This is a genomic window from Ramlibacter sp. MAHUQ-53, assembly GCF_052600055.1.
The window spans coordinates 252,450-269,529 of the sequence record NZ_JBQWTS010000004.1 but is presented as its reverse complement, the minus strand read 5'-3'; the positions used below and the strand labels follow the sequence as shown (position 1 = coordinate 269,529).

General features: G+C 70.9%; 13 protein-coding genes. 9 read left to right on the top strand and 4 right to left on the bottom strand.

Features of this window, described 5'->3' with window-relative positions:
- Positions 1 to 6 precede the first annotated feature (6 nt).
- From ACT80S_RS08690 to metG, 4 genes are all read right to left on the bottom strand, one after another.
- Complete coding sequence (locus ACT80S_RS08690; RefSeq protein WP_377415253.1) at positions 7 to 216, bottom strand: DUF3460 family protein; 210 nt, start codon at positions 214 to 216, stop codon at positions 7 to 9.
- A 73-nt stretch (positions 217 to 289) separates the two neighbouring features.
- Complete coding sequence (locus ACT80S_RS08685) at positions 290 to 1,951, bottom strand: SulP family inorganic anion transporter (protein WP_377415152.1); 1,662 nt, start codon at positions 1,949 to 1,951, stop codon at positions 290 to 292.
- Between the two features lie 73 nt (positions 1,952 to 2,024).
- Positions 2,025 to 2,216 carry a hypothetical protein gene (locus ACT80S_RS08680; protein ID WP_377415150.1) on the bottom strand — a complete coding sequence of 64 codons (192 nt, stop codon included), beginning with the start codon at positions 2,214 to 2,216 and terminating at the stop codon, positions 2,025 to 2,027.
- A 14-nt stretch (positions 2,217 to 2,230) separates the two neighbouring features.
- Complete coding sequence (gene metG / locus ACT80S_RS08675) at positions 2,231 to 4,276, bottom strand: methionine--tRNA ligase (protein WP_377415148.1); 2,046 nt, start codon at positions 4,274 to 4,276, stop codon at positions 2,231 to 2,233.
- 112 nt (positions 4,277 to 4,388) lie between these two features.
- On the opposite strand from metG, the gene apbC reads away from it, so the two are divergent.
- The 9 genes from apbC to ACT80S_RS08630 all read left to right on the top strand — a co-directional run bounded on the left by apbC (position 4,389) and on the right by ACT80S_RS08630 (position 17,068).
- Positions 4,389 to 5,477, top strand: a complete 1,089-nt coding sequence (gene apbC / locus ACT80S_RS08670) for an iron-sulfur cluster carrier protein ApbC (RefSeq protein ID WP_377415145.1) — start codon at positions 4,389 to 4,391, stop codon at positions 5,475 to 5,477.
- On the top strand, positions 5,477 to 7,159 hold the full coding sequence (locus tag ACT80S_RS08665; protein WP_377415143.1) for an NADH-ubiquinone oxidoreductase-F iron-sulfur binding region domain-containing protein: 1,683 nt from the start codon (positions 5,477 to 5,479) through the stop codon (positions 7,157 to 7,159). The genes apbC and ACT80S_RS08665 overlap by 1 nt, the downstream gene beginning before the upstream one ends.
- Positions 7,146 to 9,929: a formate dehydrogenase subunit alpha gene (gene fdhF, locus ACT80S_RS08660; RefSeq protein ID WP_377415141.1), complete on the top strand. Its 2,784-nt coding sequence runs from the start codon at positions 7,146 to 7,148 to the stop codon at positions 9,927 to 9,929. The genes ACT80S_RS08665 and fdhF overlap by 14 nt, the downstream gene beginning before the upstream one ends.
- The gene (locus ACT80S_RS08655; protein WP_377415138.1) at positions 9,926 to 10,471 is read left to right on the top strand and encodes a DUF3305 domain-containing protein; all 546 of its coding nucleotides are present in this window, start codon (positions 9,926 to 9,928) and stop codon (positions 10,469 to 10,471) included. Before fdhF ends, ACT80S_RS08655 begins: the two co-directional genes overlap by 4 nt.
- Positions 10,464 to 11,066: a DUF3306 domain-containing protein gene (locus ACT80S_RS08650; RefSeq protein WP_377415135.1), complete on the top strand. Its 603-nt coding sequence runs from the start codon at positions 10,464 to 10,466 to the stop codon at positions 11,064 to 11,066. The genes ACT80S_RS08655 and ACT80S_RS08650 overlap by 8 nt, the downstream gene beginning before the upstream one ends.
- Complete coding sequence (locus ACT80S_RS08645; RefSeq protein ID WP_377415133.1) at positions 10,993 to 13,092, top strand: 4Fe-4S binding protein; 2,100 nt, start codon at positions 10,993 to 10,995, stop codon at positions 13,090 to 13,092. The genes ACT80S_RS08650 and ACT80S_RS08645 overlap by 74 nt, the downstream gene beginning before the upstream one ends.
- Complete coding sequence (locus ACT80S_RS08640; RefSeq protein WP_377415130.1) at positions 13,089 to 13,706, top strand: TorD/DmsD family molecular chaperone; 618 nt, start codon at positions 13,089 to 13,091, stop codon at positions 13,704 to 13,706. Before ACT80S_RS08645 ends, ACT80S_RS08640 begins: the two co-directional genes overlap by 4 nt.
- Before the next feature lie 169 nt (positions 13,707 to 13,875).
- Positions 13,876 to 14,079, top strand: a complete 204-nt coding sequence (locus ACT80S_RS08635) for a formate dehydrogenase (RefSeq protein ID WP_377415128.1) — start codon at positions 13,876 to 13,878, stop codon at positions 14,077 to 14,079.
- 25 nt (positions 14,080 to 14,104) lie between these two features.
- On the top strand, positions 14,105 to 17,068 hold the full coding sequence (locus ACT80S_RS08630) for a formate dehydrogenase subunit alpha (protein WP_377415126.1): 2,964 nt from the start codon (positions 14,105 to 14,107) through the stop codon (positions 17,066 to 17,068).
- Positions 17,069 to 17,080 lie beyond the last annotated feature (12 nt).

The window sequence follows — 17,080 nt, the reverse complement described above, 5'->3', positions numbered from 1 at the left end:
GGCTGCTTACCGGTCGCCGTAGCTGCCGTAGACGTACGGCTTCTGGGCGACGCGGCCGGCGCTGAACTCCTTGCGCAGTTCCGGGTCCGGGTGCTTGTCCCAGAGCAGGGCGCGGCCGGCGCGCTGCTGGGCCTCCAGGTCCGGCTTGGCGGCCTTGAGGTCGGAAATGAAGCGGGTGATCTCGGAGTTGTAGTCGGGGCGGCGGAAGATGCGCAGCAAGGCCATGGCGGGGTTCCTCTCTGCGCCGAATTCTACCGGGCGGGGGCGCGCGCCCCCGGCGGGCCCGGGGTCAGGCCGTGACGTCCTGCGAGGGGGCGTGCCGGCGCAGTTCGTCGGCGAAGCCGGTGCGCGCGAACGTGTCGGCGGGCTGCTCCTGCAGGTTCACCACCGCCAGGGTGCCGCCCTTTTGCAGCACCACCCGGTGCAACTGGCGCAGGGCGTCGACGCCGGTGACGTCCGCGTACACCAGCTGCAAGGCGTCCAGCGTCACCTCGGCGCAGTCCGGGCCGGCCTCGACCGCCTGCACCGCGCGGTCGATCTGCGTCACCGCGCCGAAGAACAGCGAGCCATAGAGGCGAAAGCGCAGGGCGCGCCCCTCGGCCGGCGCCGGCTCCACCCGGAACTGCGAACCCATGCTGCGGATGAAGAGGGCGCAGGCCGCCACCAGCCCCACCTCCAGGGCCACGGTGAGGTCGAACACCACGGTCAGGAAGAAGGTGCCGAGCATCACCACCCGGTAATGGCGGCTGTGGCGGCGCAGCTGCGCGAACTCGTGCCACTCGCCCATGTTCATCGCCACCGAGAGCAGGATGCCGGCGAGGACTGCCAGGGGCACGTGCAGCGCCAGCGGCGCGGCCAGCAGCACCACGGCGGCGAGGGCGACGGCGTGGAACAGGCCGGCCACCGGCGTACGGGCGCCGGCGCGCACGTTGGTCACGGTGCGGGCGATGGTGCCCGTGGCGGGCATGCCGCCGAAGAAGGGCACCACCAGGTTGGCCACGCCCTGGGCCATCAGCTCCTGGTTCGGGTCGTGCCGGGGCAGGTCGCTGACCTGGTCGGCCACCCGCGCGCATAGCAGGGACTCGATCGCGCCGAGCAGGGCGATGGTGAGGATCGGCGAGACCAGCTGCTTGACGCCCTCCCAGGAGAACGCGGGCAGGGCGAAGGCGGGCAGGGTCTGCGGGATGCCGCCGAAGCGCGAGCCGATGGTCTCCACCGGCAGGTGCAGCGCATAGGCCAGGCCGGTCAGCGTGACCAGGGCCACGATCGGGCCGGGGATGCGCGCGCCCACCACCGCGATGCTGTGCGCCAGCGGCTGGTCCGCCGCGGGCGGGGCGGCGGCCCGCGTGCCCCACAGGCGCGGCCACAGCCACAGGCCGGCGAAGCAGGCGGTGCCCAGGGCGAAGGCCCAGGGGTTGAAGCTGCCGATGTGGCTGGCGATGACGCCGATCTGGGCGAAGAAGTCGGCCGGCATCCGGGCCACCTGCAGGCCCAGCCAGTCCTTCACCTGGGACAGCGCGATCAGCACCGCGATGCCGTTGGTGAAGCCCACGACGATGCTCACCGGTACGTAGCGCACCAGGCTGCCCAGTCGCAGCAGGCCCAGGAGGAACAGCAGCACGCCGGCGCAGGCGGTGGCGATCAGCAGGTTGGCCAGGCCGTGGCGCTCGACGATGCCGTAGACGATGACGATGAAGGCCCCCGCCGGCCCGGCGATCTGCACGTTGGAGCCACCCAGCACTGCCACCAGGGCGCCCGCGATGATCGCGGTCCACAGGCCGGCCTGGGGCGAGAGGCCGGAGGCGATGGCGAAGGCCATGGCCAGGGGCAGGGCGACGATGGCGACGGTGAGGCCGGCGCCGAGGTCGTTCTGGAGGGTCTTGCCACCGTAGTCCTTCAGGGCCGCGGCGATGCGTGGCCGGAAGGCGGCCAGGGGGAAGGAAAAGGCCATGCCCCCATTGTGGATCAAGCGCGGCGGACCCCGGCCGGGCGGGCGGCGGCCCGCCGGGGCTGGCGCGCTGGGCTCAGGGCTTGGCGGGGATCACCGCGTCGGCTGCGGCGCCCACCGCCTTGCCGGCGATGCGCGCGGTGCCGATGGCGGCGTCAGCCGCCAGGCCCACGGCGCCGGCGGTCACGCTGACGGCGGCGTCGGCGACCGCGATCACCGCGCAGCCGCCGAGGCCGGCCGCCAGCAGGGCGGCCGCGAGCAGGGTCATGAGGCGGCGCATCGTTAGCGCACCCGCATGCCGGGCTGCGCGCCGGGCCAGGGATTGAGCACGTAGATGCCGGGGTTGGCCTTCTCGTCGGCGTGGCTGGCGGCCAGCACCATGCCCTCCGAGATGCCGAACTTCATCTTGCGCGGGGCGAGGTTGGCCACCATCACGGTCAGCTTGCCCACGAGGTCCTCCGGCTTGTAGGCCGAGGCGATGCCGGAGAAGACGTTGCGGGTCTTGCCTTCGCCCACGTCCAGCGTGAGGCGCAGCAGCTTGGTGGAGCCTTCCACCGGCTCGCAGTTGACGATCTGCGCGATGCGCAGGTCGACCTTGGCGAAGTCGTCGATGGAGATGGTGGGGGCCAGCTCCTCGCCGCCGGGGACGGTGACTTCGGGGGCCGCGGGGGCCGGCGGCTCGAACAGGGCGTCGAGCAGCTTGGGGTCCACGCGCTGCATCAGGTGCTGGTAGGCGCCGACCTGGTGGCCGGCGGGCAGCGGGGTGGCGGCGTTGGTGAAGTCCAGCGGGGCGCATTGCAGGAAGGCCTCGGCCTGGGCCGCCAGGGCGGGCAGCACCGGCTTCAGGCAGGCGGTCAGCACCTTGAAGTGCTCCACGCACTCGGAGCAGATGGCGGCGGCCTCGGCGCCCTTGCCTTCCTTGACCAGCTTCCAGGGGGCGGCGCCGTCGAAGCGCAGGTTGACCTCGTCGGCGTAGGCCATGATCTCGCGCAGGGCCTTGCCGTACTCGCGGGTCTCGTACAGGTGGGCCACGCTATCGACCAGCTTGGCGGGGTTCAGGCTGGCGGCGTCGTTGGCGACCAGCTTGCCTTCGGGGATGAACTTCACCGCGCGCGAGGCGATGTTCACGTACTTGCCGACCAGGTCGGCGTTGACGCGGGCCACGAAGTCGTCGGGGTTGAAGTCGACGTCTTCCACGCGGCCATTGAGCTTGGCGGCGATGTAGTAGCGAAGCCACTCGGGGTTCATGCCGAGGGAGAGGTACTTGAGCGGGTCGATGCCGGTGCCGCGGCTCTTGGACATCTTCTCGCCGCTGACGGTGATGAAGCCGTGCACGTTCACCTGGCTGGGCGTCTTGCGGCCGGAGAACTTCAGCATGGCGGGCCAGAACAGCGTGTGGAAGTACACGATGTCCTTGCCGATGAAGTGGACCTGTTCCACCGCGGGGTCGGCCACGAAGTCGTCGAAGCTGGCGTCGGTGCGGGAGGCCTCGTGCCAGTGGTTTTTGGCCTGGCCCTTGTCGAAGTGGTTCTTCAGGCTGGCGAGGTAGCCCACGGGCGCATCCAGCCAGACGTAGAAGTACTTGCCCGGGGCGTCGGGGATCTCGATGCCGAAGTAGGGCGCCTCGCGGGAGATGTCCCAGTCGGCCATGCCGGCCTCGAACCACTCGCTGGCCTTCTTGGCCATCTCGGCCTGCAGCTTGCCGTCTTGCGTCCACGACTTCAGGAAGTCCACCACCTGCGGGTCGGAGAGCCGGAAGAAGAAGTGCTCGGAGCTGCGCAGCTCCGGGGTGGCGCCGGTGAGGGTGGAGTAGGGCGAGATCAGGTCGGTGGGCGAGTAGACGCTGGAGCACACCTCGCAGCTGTCGCCGTACTGGTCCTTGGCGTGGCAGGTGGGGCACTCGCCCTTGATGTAGCGGTCGGGCAGGAACATGCCCTTGACCGGGTCGTAGAACTGCTCGATCGTGCGCGTGGCGATCATGCCGTTGGCCTTCAGGGCCTTGTAGATGCCCTGGGCCAGCTCGGTGTTCTCGGCGCTGTCGGTGGAGTGCCAGTTGTCGAAGCGCACATGGAAACCATCGAGGTACTCCTTGCGGCCGGCGGCGATCGCGCCCACGAACTCCTGCGGGCTGACGCCGGCCTTCTCGGCGGCGATCATGATCGGCGCGCCGTGCGCGTCGTCCGCCCCCACGAAGTGGACCATGTGGCCCTGCATTCGCTGGAACCGCACCCAGATGTCGGCCTGGATGTACTCCATGATGTGGCCGATGTGGAACTTGCCGTTGGCGTAGGGCAGGGCGGTGGTGACGAAGAGCTTGCGCTTGGACATGGGGGCTACCGGAAGGGAACCGGCGATTTTAGGCTGTGTCTCCGCCGTAACCCTACCCTCGGGCAGACAGGCGAGGCCTCGTTACACTGGCCGGTTGTAGATTGCTCCCACCATGGCCACCCCTGACCAGCTCCTCGCGGCCCTTGCCGCCGTCATCGATCCCAACACCGGCAAGGACTTCGTGTCCACCAGGGCCCTGAAGAACCTGAAGGTCGACGGCGGCCGCGTGAGCTTCGACGTGGAGCTCGGCTACCCCGCCAAGAGCCAGGTTCCCGCCCTGCGCCAGGCCCTGGTGGCCGCCGCCCGCAGCGTCGCCGGCGTGACCGAGGTGCAGGCGAACCTCGCCACCAAGGTGCTGGCCCACGCGGTGCAGCGCGGCGTGCAGCTGCTGCCCCAGGTGAAGAACATCATCGCCGTGGCCTCCGGCAAGGGCGGGGTGGGCAAGAGCACCACCGCCGCCAACCTGGCCCTGGCCCTGGCCGCCGAGGGCGCCTCGGTCGGCGTGCTGGACGCCGACATCTACGGCCCCAGCCAGCCCATGATGATGGGCATCGAAGGCCGCCCCGCCAGCGCCGACGGCAAGACCATGGACCCGCTGGAAAACCACGGCGTGCAGGTCATGTCCATCGGCTTCCTGGTCGACCCCGACCAGGCCATGATCTGGCGCGGCCCCATGGCCACCCAGGCGCTGGAGCAGCTGCTGCGCCAGACCAACTGGCGCGACCTCGACTACCTCGTGGTCGACATGCCCCCGGGCACCGGCGACATCCAGCTCACGCTCTCGCAGCGCGTGCCCATGACCGGCGCGGTCATCGTCACCACCCCGCAGGACATCGCCCTGCTCGACGCCCGCAAAGGCGTGGCCATGTTCGAGAAGGTGGGCGTTCCCATCCTCGGCCTGGTGGAGAACATGGCGGCCCATGTCTGCACGAACTGCGGCCACGTGGAGCACATCTTCGGCGAGGGCGGCGGCCAGCGCTACGCCGCCGAGCGCGGCATCGACTACCTGGGCGCGCTGCCCCTGGACATGCAGATCCGCCTGCAAGCCGACGGCGGCCAGCCCACCGTGGTGGCCGACCCCGAAGGCAAGGTCGCCGGCATCTACAAGGACATCGCCCGCCAGGTGGCGATCCGCATCGCCGCCAAGGCCAAGGACTTCTCCGCGAAGTTCCCGACCATCACCGTCTCCAAGGACACCTGATGCAGCAAGCGCCGGTTCGCATGCCGCGCCGCGGCGAACGCGCCGGCCACCTCAAGGGCCGGCAGCTCGAGTCCGCCGCCCTGGAGGACGTGCGCGCCCTCCTCGGGCCGCGGCCGGCGGACGGCCATGCGCGGGACCTGCTGATCGAGTTCCTGCACCGCCTGAACGACCGCTTCCACGGCCTGCAGCCGCGGCACCTCGCGGCGCTGGCGCACGAGATGCGCCTGGGCCAGGCCGAGGTGTTCGAGGTCGCGAGCTTCTATCACCACTTCGAGATCCTGGGCGAGGGCGAGCCGGGCCCGGCCCTCACCGTGCGCGTGTGCGAGGGGTTGTCCTGCGAGCTGGCCGGCGCGCGCGAGCTCCTGGACCGGCTGCCCGCGATCCTCGGTCGCGAGGTGAAGGTCATCGCCGCACCCTGCATCGGCCGCTGCGAGCAGGCCCCCGCCGCCCTCGCCGGGCAGGTGGCCGTGCCGCGGGCCACGCCGCAGCGGGTTCAGGACGCCCTGGCCGGGCGGGCCGACCCGGTGCCCGCCGCCCTCGGCTATGAGGCCTACCGCGCCGCCGGCGGCTACCAGCTCGCCGCCGCCGTGGCGCGCGGCGAGCGCGATCATGAATCGGTCATCGCCACGCTCGAACACGCCGGCCTGCGCGGCCTGGGCGGCGCGGGCTTCCCGGCCGGGCGCAAGTGGCGCATCGTGCGCGCCCAGCCCGCCCCGCGCCTGATGGCGATCAACATCGACGAGGGCGAGCCCGGCACCTTCAAGGACCGCACCTACCTCGAGCGCGACCCGCACCGCTTCCTGGAGGGCGCGCTCATCGCCGCTTCGGTGGCGGGCATCGATGCGGTCTACATCTACCTGCGTGACGAATACCACGACTGCCGCCGCCTGCTCGAAGGCGAGCTGGCCAGGCTGCAGGCCGACCCGCCGTGCCCCTTGCCCGCCATCCACCTGCGCCGGGGCGCGGGCGCGTACATCTGCGGCGAGGAGTCGGCCATGATCGAGTCGATCGAGGGCAAGCGCGGCGAGCCGCGCCTGCGCCCGCCCTACATCGCCGAGAAGGGCCTGTTCGGGCGGCCCACGCTGGAACACAACTTCGAGACCCTGCACTGGGTGCGCGAGATCCTGGAGCAGGGCGGCGGCTGGTTCGCCGGCCATGGCCGCCACGGCCGCCAGGGACTGCGCTCCTTCAGCGTCAGCGGGCGGGTCAGGCAGCCGGGGGTGAAGCTGGCCCCGGCCGGCATCACCCTGCGCGAGCTGGTCGACGAGTACTGCGGCGGCATGGCCGAGGGCCACGCGCTGTACGCCTACCTGCCCGGCGGCGCCTCCGGCGGCATCCTGCCCGCGCGCCTGGCCGACGTGCCGCTGGACTTCGACACCCTGCAGCCGCATGGCTGCTTCATCGGCTCCGCCGCGGTGGTCGTGCTGGGCCACCGGGACAAGGCGCGCGACGCGGCGCTGAACGTGATGCGCTTCTTCGCCGACGAGAGCTGCGGCCAGTGCACGCCGTGCCGCGTGGGCACGGACAAGGCGGCCACGCTGATGCAGGCCCCGCAGTGGGACCAGGCGCTGCTGTCCGACCTCTCGCAGGTCATGGCCGATGCCTCCATCTGCGGCCTGGGCCAGGCCGCCCCGAACCCGATCCGCTGCGTGCAGGAGTATTTCCCCGATGAAGTCGCCTGACCTCCCGCTCGTGGACTTCACGCTGGACGGCCGCACGGTGCAGGCCGTCGAGGGCGAGAGCATCCTCCTGGCCGCGCGGCGCGCCGGCGTGGACATCCCGCACCTGTGCTTCTCCGACGGCCTGCGGCCCGACGGCAACTGCCGCGCCTGCGTCGTCGAGGTGGCCGGCGAGCGCACCCTGGCTGCCAGCTGCTGCCGCGCGGTCGTGCCCGGCATGGACGTCAGGGCGACCAGCGAGCGCGCCCGCAAGAGCCAGAAGATGGTGGTGGAGATGCTGCTGGCGGACCTGCCCGAGGCGGGCCACCGGCCCGAGGCCGAGGCCCCGCACGGCGAACTCTCGCATTGGGCGAACGCGCTGGGCGTCACCCCGCGCCCCGCGCTCACCGCCCTGCGCCGCGAGCAGCCCGCGCCCGACCTGTCCCACCCCGCCATGGCGGTGAACCTCGACGCCTGCATCCAGTGCACCCGCTGCGTGCGGGCCTGCCGCGAGGAGCAGGTCAACGACGTGATCGGCTACGCCGGCCGCGGCGCCCACAGCCGCATCGTCTTCGACCAGGGCGACGCCATGGGCGAGAGCACCTGCGTGGCCTGCGGCGAGTGCGTGCAGGCCTGCCCCACCGGGGCGCTGATGCCCAAGTCGAGGATCGAGCAACCGCAGGTGGACCGCGCGGTCGCCTCGGTCTGCCCCTTCTGCGGCGTGGGCTGCCAGCTCACCTACCAGGTCAAGGACAACCGGATCGTGGGCGTGGAGGGCCGTGACGGCCCGGCCAACCACGGCCGCCTGTGCGTCAAGGGCCGCTTCGGCTTCGACTACGTGCACCACGCCGACCGGCTCACCCGGCCCCTGGTGCGCAAGCCCGGCGTGCCCAAGGACACGAACGTGCTGCGCGATCCCTCGCAATGGCGCGAGGTGTTCCGCGAAGCCAGCTGGGACGAGGCGCTGGACCTGGCGGCGAACGGCCTGAAGGTCCTGCGCGACACCCACGGCCCCAAGTCGCTGGCCGGCTTCGGCTCGGCCAAGGGCACGAACGAGGAGGCCTACCTGTTCCAGAAGCTGGTGCGCACCGGCTTCGGCAGCAACAACGTGGACCACTGCACCCGCCTGTGCCATGCCTCCAGCGTGGCGGCCCTGCTCGAGGGCGTGGGCTCGGGCGCGGTGAGCAACCCGGTGATGGACGTGGAGCAGGCCGAGCTGGTCCTGGTGATCGGCTCCAACCCGACCTCCAACCACCCGGTGGCCGCCACCTGGATGAAGAACGCGGCCCGGCGCGGCACGAGGATCGTGCTGGCCGACCCGCGCGTCACCGACCTCGGCCGCCTGGCCTGGCGCACCCTGCAGTTCACGCCCGATGCGGACGTGGCGCTGGTCAACGCGATGGTCCACACGGTCATCGAGGAGGGGCTCGCGGACCAGGCCTTCATCGCCCGGCGCGCCCGCAACTACGAGGCGATCCAGGCGGCCGTCGCCGCCTTCAGCCCCGAGGCCGTGCAGGCTGACTGCGGCATCCCGGCGGCCACCATCCGCGAGGTGGCGCGGGCCTTTGCCACCGCGAAGTCCGCGATGATCCTGTGGGGCATGGGCGTGAGCCAGCACGTGCACGGCACCGACAACGTGCGCGCGCTGATCGCGCTGTGCACGGTGGCCGGCCAGATCGGCAAGCCCGGCAGCGGGCTGCACCCGCTGCGCGGGCAGAACAACGTGCAGGGCGCCAGCGACGCCGGCCTGATCCCGATGATGTTCCCCAACTACCAGCGGGTGACGAATCCGCAGGCCCATGCCTGGTTCGAGGACTTCTGGGGCGCGAAGCTCGACGCCGCGCCCGGCTACACCGTGGTGGAGATCATGGACAAGGCGCTCGCGCCCGAGTCCGATCCGCACAAGGTGCGCGGCATGTACATCGCCGGCGAGAACCCGGCGATGAGCGATCCCGACCTGAACCACGCGCGCGAGGCCCTCGCAGCACTGGAACACCTGGTGGTGCAGGACATCTTCCTGACCGAGACCGCCTGGCTGGCCGACGTGGTGCTGCCGGCCACCGCCTGGCCGGAGAAGACCGGCACGGTCACCAACACCGACCGGCTGGTGCAGCTGGGGCGCCAGGCCATCGAGCCCCCGGGCGAGGCCAGGCCCGACCTCTGGCTGGTGCAGCAGATCGCCCGGCGCATGGGCCTGGACTGGCGCTACGAGGGCCCCGATGCCGGCGTGGCCGCCGTCTACGAGGAGATGCGCCAGGCCATGCACACGGCCATCGCCGGCATCACGTGGGAGCGGCTGCAGCGCGAAGGCGCGGTGGTCTACCCCTGCCTGTCGGAGGACGACCCGGGCCAGCCGGTGGTGTTCACCGAGCACTTCGCCACCGACGACGGCCGGGTGCACCTGGTGCCCACGCAGCGGCTGCCCGCCAACGAGCGGCCGGACGCGGACTACCCGCTGGTGCTGATCACCGGCCGGCAGCTGGAGCACTGGCACACCGGCAGCATGACGCGCCGTGCCACGGTGCTCGACGCGCTGGAGCCGGTGGCGACCTGCAGCCTCAACGGCCGCGAGCTGGAGCGCCTGGGCCTGGTCGCGGGGCAGGAGGTCACGCTGCAATCGCGCCGCGGTGAGGTGCGCTGCCGCCTGCGCCGCGACGACGGCACGCCCGACGCCACCGTGTTCATGCCCTTCGCGTTCCGGGAGGCCGCGGCCAACCTGCTGACGAATCCGGCGCTGGACCCGTTCGGCAAGATTCCCGAGTTCAAGTACTGCGCGGTGAGGTTGCTGTCATGACCCGTCCCAGCCTCCAGGTCGCGGTGGTGATGCGCCGCGAGATCCTCGACAACCGCTGGCAGCCGGTGCGCTGGGTGCTGCACGACGTGGTGCCGCACGAGCCCGCCTTCGGCGACGCGCCGCGCCTCCTGGTCGACGACGGCCAGACGCAGCTGTGGCTGCACCCCGGCTTCACCGTGGAACTGTTCCGCGACGATGCCGAGGGCTACTACCTCAATGCCACCACCGAGGCCCCGTGCTGGTTCGTGATGTGGCGCATGGAGGAAGAGGCCCGCATCGCCAGCGAGCCGATCGCCAAGCCCGAGATCGTCACCGTCAGCTACCACGACGCCGGCCGCTGGCTCGACGCGCAGGAGACGGTCGAACAGGTGCCCGCGCCGCCCGAGGTGGTGGCCTGGATGCGCGAGTTCGCCGAGGCGAACTACGTGCCGGAGCCGAAGAAGCGCAAGCGCCCGGCCAGCTTCCAGCCGCTGACGGACCGCTTCGGCAACCCGGCCTCGGTCAGCACCGACAAGACCCGCAGAGGAGGCGGCCATGGCTGACGGCTTCCTGGGGCGCTGGTCCCGCCGCAAGCTCGACGTGAAGGAGGGCCGCCCGGTGGAGGCGGACCCGCCGGCGCCGGCCCCCGCTAAGGTGGCTGCCCCGGCGCCCGCTGCCGTGCCCGCCGCCGTGCCCGGGGCCGAATCGCGGGCCGAGGCCGCCCCCGCCCCGCCACCGACCCTGGACGACGTGGCCTCGCTCACGCCCGAATCCGACTTCACCCGCTTCGTCGCCGCCGACGTGACGCCCGAGGTGAAGAACGCCGCGATGAAGAAGCTGTTCGCCGACCCGCACTTCAATGTGATGGACGGGCTCGACATCTACATCGACGATTACGGCAAGCCCGACCCGATTCCCACGCGCATGCTCGAATCGCTGGCCAGCGCCGAATTCCTCGGCCTGTTCCGCGAGGACAATCGCGGGGAGGGCGAGGCCGCGGCACCCGCCGCGCCCGCAGCCCACCCCGTTGCCCCCGCCGCCGTTCCTGCTCCCGCCCCTGCGGTTTCCGACCCGCCCGCCACCGATGCCGACCCTGATCTGCGACTGCAACAAGACCCAGCCCCTGGACCCCAAGGCCCTGGGGACGGCGCTCGATGAGGCGCTGACGCTCCACACCACCCTGTGCCGCCGCGAGGCCGGCGCCTTCCAGCAGGCGGTGCAGGGCGGCGAGACGGTGGTGGTGGCCTGCACCCAGGAGCAGGCCCTGTTCACCGAGGTCGCCGCGCAGACCGAGCTGCCCCAGGGCGGCGCGGCCTGGGCGCCGCTGCGCTTCGTCAACATCCGCGAGACCGGCGGCTGGAGCCGCGATGCCCGGGCCGCCACGCCCAAGATCGCCGCGCTGCTGGCTGCCGCCCGCCTGCCCGACCCCGAGCCGGTGCCCACCGTCACCTACCGCAGCGAGGGCCGCGCCCTGGTGATCGGCCCGCTCGACGCTGCCGAGAAGCTCGCCGCCTCGCTGGACGACACCCTGCAGGTCACCCTCTTCGCCCAGGGCGGGGAGGGCGCGCAGGCACGCCGCTGGCCGGTGCTGTCCGGCCGCATCGACCGCCTCACCGGCTGGCTCGGCGCCTTCGAGCTGGCGTGGACGCAGGGCAACCCGATCGACCTGGACCTGTGCACCCGCTGCAATGCCTGCATCGAGGCCTGCCCCGAGAACGCGATCGGTTTCGACTACCAGGTCGACCTCGCCGCCTGCACCGGCCACCGCGCCTGCGTGAAGGCCTGCGGCGCCGCCGGAGCGATCGACTTCTCGCGCGAGCCGGCCGCGGACACCCAGTCCTTCGACGTGGTGCTGGACCTGCGCGAGCAGCCCGCCTTCCTGCAGCATGCCAAGCCGCAGGGCTACCGGCACCTGCCGCCCTCGGCCACGCCCGACGAGCGCCTGGCCGCCGTGCTCGCGCTGCGCGAGTGGGTGGGCGAGTTCGAGAAGCCCAAGTTCTTCACCTACAAGCCCTCGCTGTGCGCGCACTCGCGCAACGGCCGGGTCGGCTGCAGCGCCTGCATCGACATCTGCTCCGCCGAGGCGGTGGGCTCGGACAAGGCGCTCCAGCAGATCAAGGTCAACCCCAGCCTGTGCGTGGGCTGCGGCGCCTGCACCACCGCCTGCCCCAGCGGCGCGCTGACCTATGCCTACCCGCGCCCCAGCGAGCAGGGCACGAAGATCCGCACGCTCCTGAACACCTATGCCCGCGCCGGCGGCCGCGAGGCGGTGCTGCTGCTGCATTCGCAGGAGGCGGGCACCGCCCTGGTCGAGGGCCTGGGCCGCGCCGCGCGCGTGGGTGCCGCCCACGGCGTGCCGGCCAACGTGATCCCGATGGCGCTGTGGCACACCGCCAGCACCGGCCTGGAGCTGTGGCTCGCGGCGGTGGCCGGCGGCGCGCGCCATGTCGCGGTGCTCGCCACCGCGGAAGAGGCCCCGCAGTACCTCGAGGCGATCGAGCAGCAGATGGCCGTGGCGCAGGCGATCCTCGCCGGCCTGGGCTACGAGGGCACGCACTTCAGCCTGCTGCGAAGCCGCCACCCCGCCGACCTGGACCAGGCGCTGCAGCTGCTCGCCGCCCGCCTGGGCGCGGTGCCGGCCACGGCCGGCCGCTTCGCCCTCACCGGCGAGAAGCGCCCCACGCTCGAACTCGCGCTGGACCACCTGATCGCGCAGGCCCGGCTCACGCCCGAGGCCATCGCGCTGCCCGCCGGCGCGCCGCTGGGCGCGATCGAGGTGGACAAGGACAAGTGCACGCTGTGCCTGTCCTGCGTCGGCGCCTGCCCGGCCAACGCGCTGCAGGACAACACCGAGCTGCCGCAGCTTCGCTTCATCGAGAAGAACTGCGTGCAGTGCGGCCTGTGCGCCGGCACCTGCCCCGAGAAGGCCATCACCCTGCAGCCGCGCCTGTCGCTGGCGCCCGAGCGCAAGCAGGCGCGCGTGCTGAACGAGGCCCAGCCCTATGGCTGCATCCGCTGCGGCAAGCCCTTCGGCACGCTCAAGGGCGTCGAGGCCATGATGGCCAAGCTCGCCGGCCACGCCATGTTCCAGGGCGCCGCGCTGGAGCGCCTCAAGATGTGCGGTGACTGCCGCGTCATCGACATCTACTCCAGCCAGAACGAAACCAAGATCACCGACCTATGAGCCAGACCCCTCCGACCTCCACTGCGCTCGACGAGGAGACCGCGCGCGCCGAGATCTACGGCCTGCTGGCGCAGTTGTTCTACGCGCCGCCCGCGCCCGAGCTCCTGGCGGCCCTGCGCGTGGCGCCCACCGAGGCGCCCGCCGCCGGCGGCTTCCTGGAGGAGCCCTGGCGCGCGCTGGTGGGCCTGGCCCGGGCGATGGGCGACGCCGAGGTGGCGGCCGAGTTCGACGCGCTGTTCGGCGGCGTCGGCAAGCCCGAGGTCTACCTGTTCGGGTCGCACTACCTCACCGGCTTCCTGAACGAGCGCCCGCTGGCCGCCCTGCGCGACGACCTGGCCGCCCTGGGCCTCACGCGCGACGAGGCCATGCCCGAGACCGAGGACCACATCGCCTACCTGTGCGAGGTGATGCGCTACCTGATCGCCGGCGACGATGTCACCGTGTCCAACCTCACCCGCCAGCGCGAGTTCTTCGGCGCCCACCTGCAGCCCTGGGTGATGGCCCTGTGCGAGGCCGTCGCGGCCCATCCCCGGGCCCGCTTCTTCGCCGCCCTGGCCGGTTTCGCGCAGGCCTTCATGAACGTCGAGCAGCAGGGTTTCGACATGCTGGCGTGACGCCTGCCCGCGTTTCGTGTCCCGGCTGCGACACGAGGACGCCAATTGCTAATTCGAATGTTTACGCTCATCAGCTATCAGGGTGCGCCTTAATTGCCGCGCGCTCAGCAGGGAATTACATTTAGCGAATGCTATGCACTTGACTGCATAGCCAAGACGAGGAGATCAGATGACCCAATCCGCCCCCAAGGTGTCGCGGCGCGTCGTGTTCGCGGGTGCCGGCACTGCCGGCGCGCTGGCTGCGGCCGCGAGCCTGCTGCCTGCCGCGCGCGAATCCGCGCAGGCGCCCACGCCCAAGGCCCCTCCCGAGCGGGGCGGCGGCTACCAGCTGACCGAGCACGTCCAGCGTTATTTCAAGACCACCCGCATCTGACCGGCCCCCGGGTTTGGAGCGTTCCATGTTGCTAACCAAGAAATCGGGCGCTGCCGCCGGCAGTGCCCGCCCGTCCTTCGTCCACAGCCTGCAGCGCGGCCTCGCGCATGCCATTCCCACGATGGATCGCCGCGCCTTCCTGCGCCGCTCCGGCCTGGGCGTGGGCGCGGGCATCGCCGCCTCGTCCCTGACCCTGGTGAAGAAGTCGCACGCCGCCGGCGGCGCGCCGCTCGAGGGCAAGGGCAAGATCGAGGTCAAGCGCACCGTCTGCACCCACTGCTCGGTGGGCTGCGCGGTCGATGCCGTCGTCGAGAACGGCGTCTGGGTGCGCCAGGAGCCGGTGTTCGACTCCCCGATCAACCTCGGCGCCCACTGCGCCAAGGGCGCGGCCCTGCGTGAGCACGGCCACGGCGAGTACCGCCTGCGCTACCCGATGAAGCTGGTGGACGGCAAGTACCAGCGCATCTCCTGGGACCAGGCGCTCAAGGAAATCACCGAGCGCCTGCAGGCCCTGCGCAAGGAAAGCGGCCCCGACTCGGTGTACTGGATCGGCTCGTCCAAGCACAACAACGAGCAGGCCTACCTGCTTCGCAAGTTCGTCAGCTACTGGGGCAGCAACAACTGCGACCACCAGGCGCGCATCTGCCACTCCACCACGGTGGCCGGTGTTGCCAACACCTGGGGCTACGGTGCGATGACGAACTCGTACAACGACATGCAGAACACCAAGCTGGCGTTGTACATCGGTTCCAACGCGGCCGAGGCGCACCCGGTGTCGATGATGCACATGCTGCACGCCAAGGAGAACGGCGCGCGCTGGATCGTGGTCGACCCGCGCTTCACCCGCACCGCCGCCCGCGCGCACCAGCATGTCCGCATCCGCTCCGGTTCGGACATCCCCTTCCTGTTCGGCCTGATGTACCACATCTTCAAGAACGGCTGGGAGGACAAGAAGTACATCGCCGACCGCGTCTGGGGCATGGAGAAGGTGCGCGAGGAAGTCCTCGCCAAGTGGACGCCCGACAAGGTCGAGGAGGCCTGCGGCGTGCCCGAGGCGGTGATGTTCGACGTCGCCAAGCAGATGCACGAGCACCGCCCCGGCACCATCGTGTGGTGCATGGGCCAGACCCAGCACACCATCGGCAACGCGATGGTGCGCGCCTCCTGCCTGCTGCAGCTGTCGCTGGGCAACATCGGCGTGTCCGGCGGCGGCGCCAACATCTTCCGCGGCCACGACAACGTGCAGGGCGCCACCGACGTGGGCCCCAACCCCGACTCGCTGCCCGGCTACTACGGCCTGGCCGAAGGTTCGTGGAAGCACTTCGCCAAGACCTGGGGCGTCGAGTTCGACTGGATCAAGGGCCGCTTCGCCAGCCCGGCGATGATGGGCAAGCCCGGCATCACCGTCTCGCGCTGGATCGACGGCATCCTGGAGAAGAACGAGAACATCGACCAGGACCCGAACCTGCGCGCGGTGTTCTTCTGGGGCCATGCGCCCAACTCGCAGACCCGCGGCCTGGAGATGAAGCGGGCCATGGACAAGCTGGACCTGCTGGTCGTGGTGGACCCGTACCCTTCGGCCACCGCCGCCATGGCGGCCATGCCCGGCAAGCCCGAGGACCGCAACCCCAACCGCGCCGTGTACCTGCTGCCGGCCGCCACGCAGTTCGAGACCTCGGGCTCGTGCACCGCGTCCAACCGCTCCATCCAGTGGCGCGAGAAGGTGATCGAGCCGCTGTGGGAGAGCCGCAGCGACCACATGATCATGTACCAGCTGGCCGACAAGCTCGGCTTCGGCAAGGAGCTGGTCAAGAACTACAAGATGCAGAAGGTCAAGGGCATGGACGAGCCCATGGTCGAGGACATCCTGCGCGAGATCAACAAGTCGGTCTGGACCATCGGCTACACCGGCCAGTCGCCCGAGCGCCTGAAGGCGCACATGCGCAACATGCACCTGTTCGACGTGAAGACGCTCAAGTCCAAGGGCGGCGTCGACAAGGAGACGGGCTACGACACCACCGGCGACTACTTCGGCCTGCCCTGGCCCTGCTACGGCACGCCGGAACTCAAGCACCCCGGCTCGCCCAACCTGTACGACACCTCCAAGCACGTGATGGACGGCGGCGGCAACTTCCGCGCGAACTTCGGCGTGGAGCGTGACGGCCAGAGCCTGCTGGCGGCCGACGGCTCCTTCTCCAAGGGCTGCGAGATCACCACCGGCTACCCCGAGTTCGACCACGTGCTGCTGAAGAAGCTCGGCTGGTGGGGCGACCTCAGCGCCGAGGAGCAGGCCGCGGCCGAGGGCAAGAACTGGAAGACCGACCCCTCGGGCGCGATCATCCGCGTGGCCATGAAGCATGGCTGCCACCCCTTCGGCAACGCCAAGGCGCGCGCCGTGGTCTGGAACTTCCCGGACCCGATCCCGCAGCACCGCGAGGCGCTGTACTCCACCCGCCCGGACCTGGTGGCCAAGTACCCGACGCACGACGACCGCAAGGCCTTCTGGCGCCTGCCCACCCTGTACAAGTCGGTTCAGGCCAAGAACGTCCAGGACAAGCTGCACGAGAAATTCCCGCTGATCCTCACCTCCGGCCGGCTGGTCGAGTACGAGGGCGGCGGCGAGGAGACCCGCTCCAACCCCTGGCTGGCGGAACTGCAGCAGGAGGCCTACGTGGAGATCAACCCGAAGGCCGCCGCCGCCCGCGGCATCCGCAACGGCGAGCGCGTGTGGCTGGTCAGCCCCACCGGCGCGCGCCTGAACGTGCAGGCCCTGGTGACCGAGCGCGTCGACGCCGAGACGGTGTGGATGCCGTTCCACTTCTCGGGTCGCTGGCAGGGTGCGGACATGCTCGCGCACTATCCCGCCGGCGCCGCGCCGGTGGTGCGCGGCGAGGCCGTCAACACGGCCACGACCTATGGTTATGACAGCGTGACGATGATGCAGGAGACGAAGACCACGATCTGCAACATCGAGCGCGCCACGGCGTAAGGAGACAGCGCA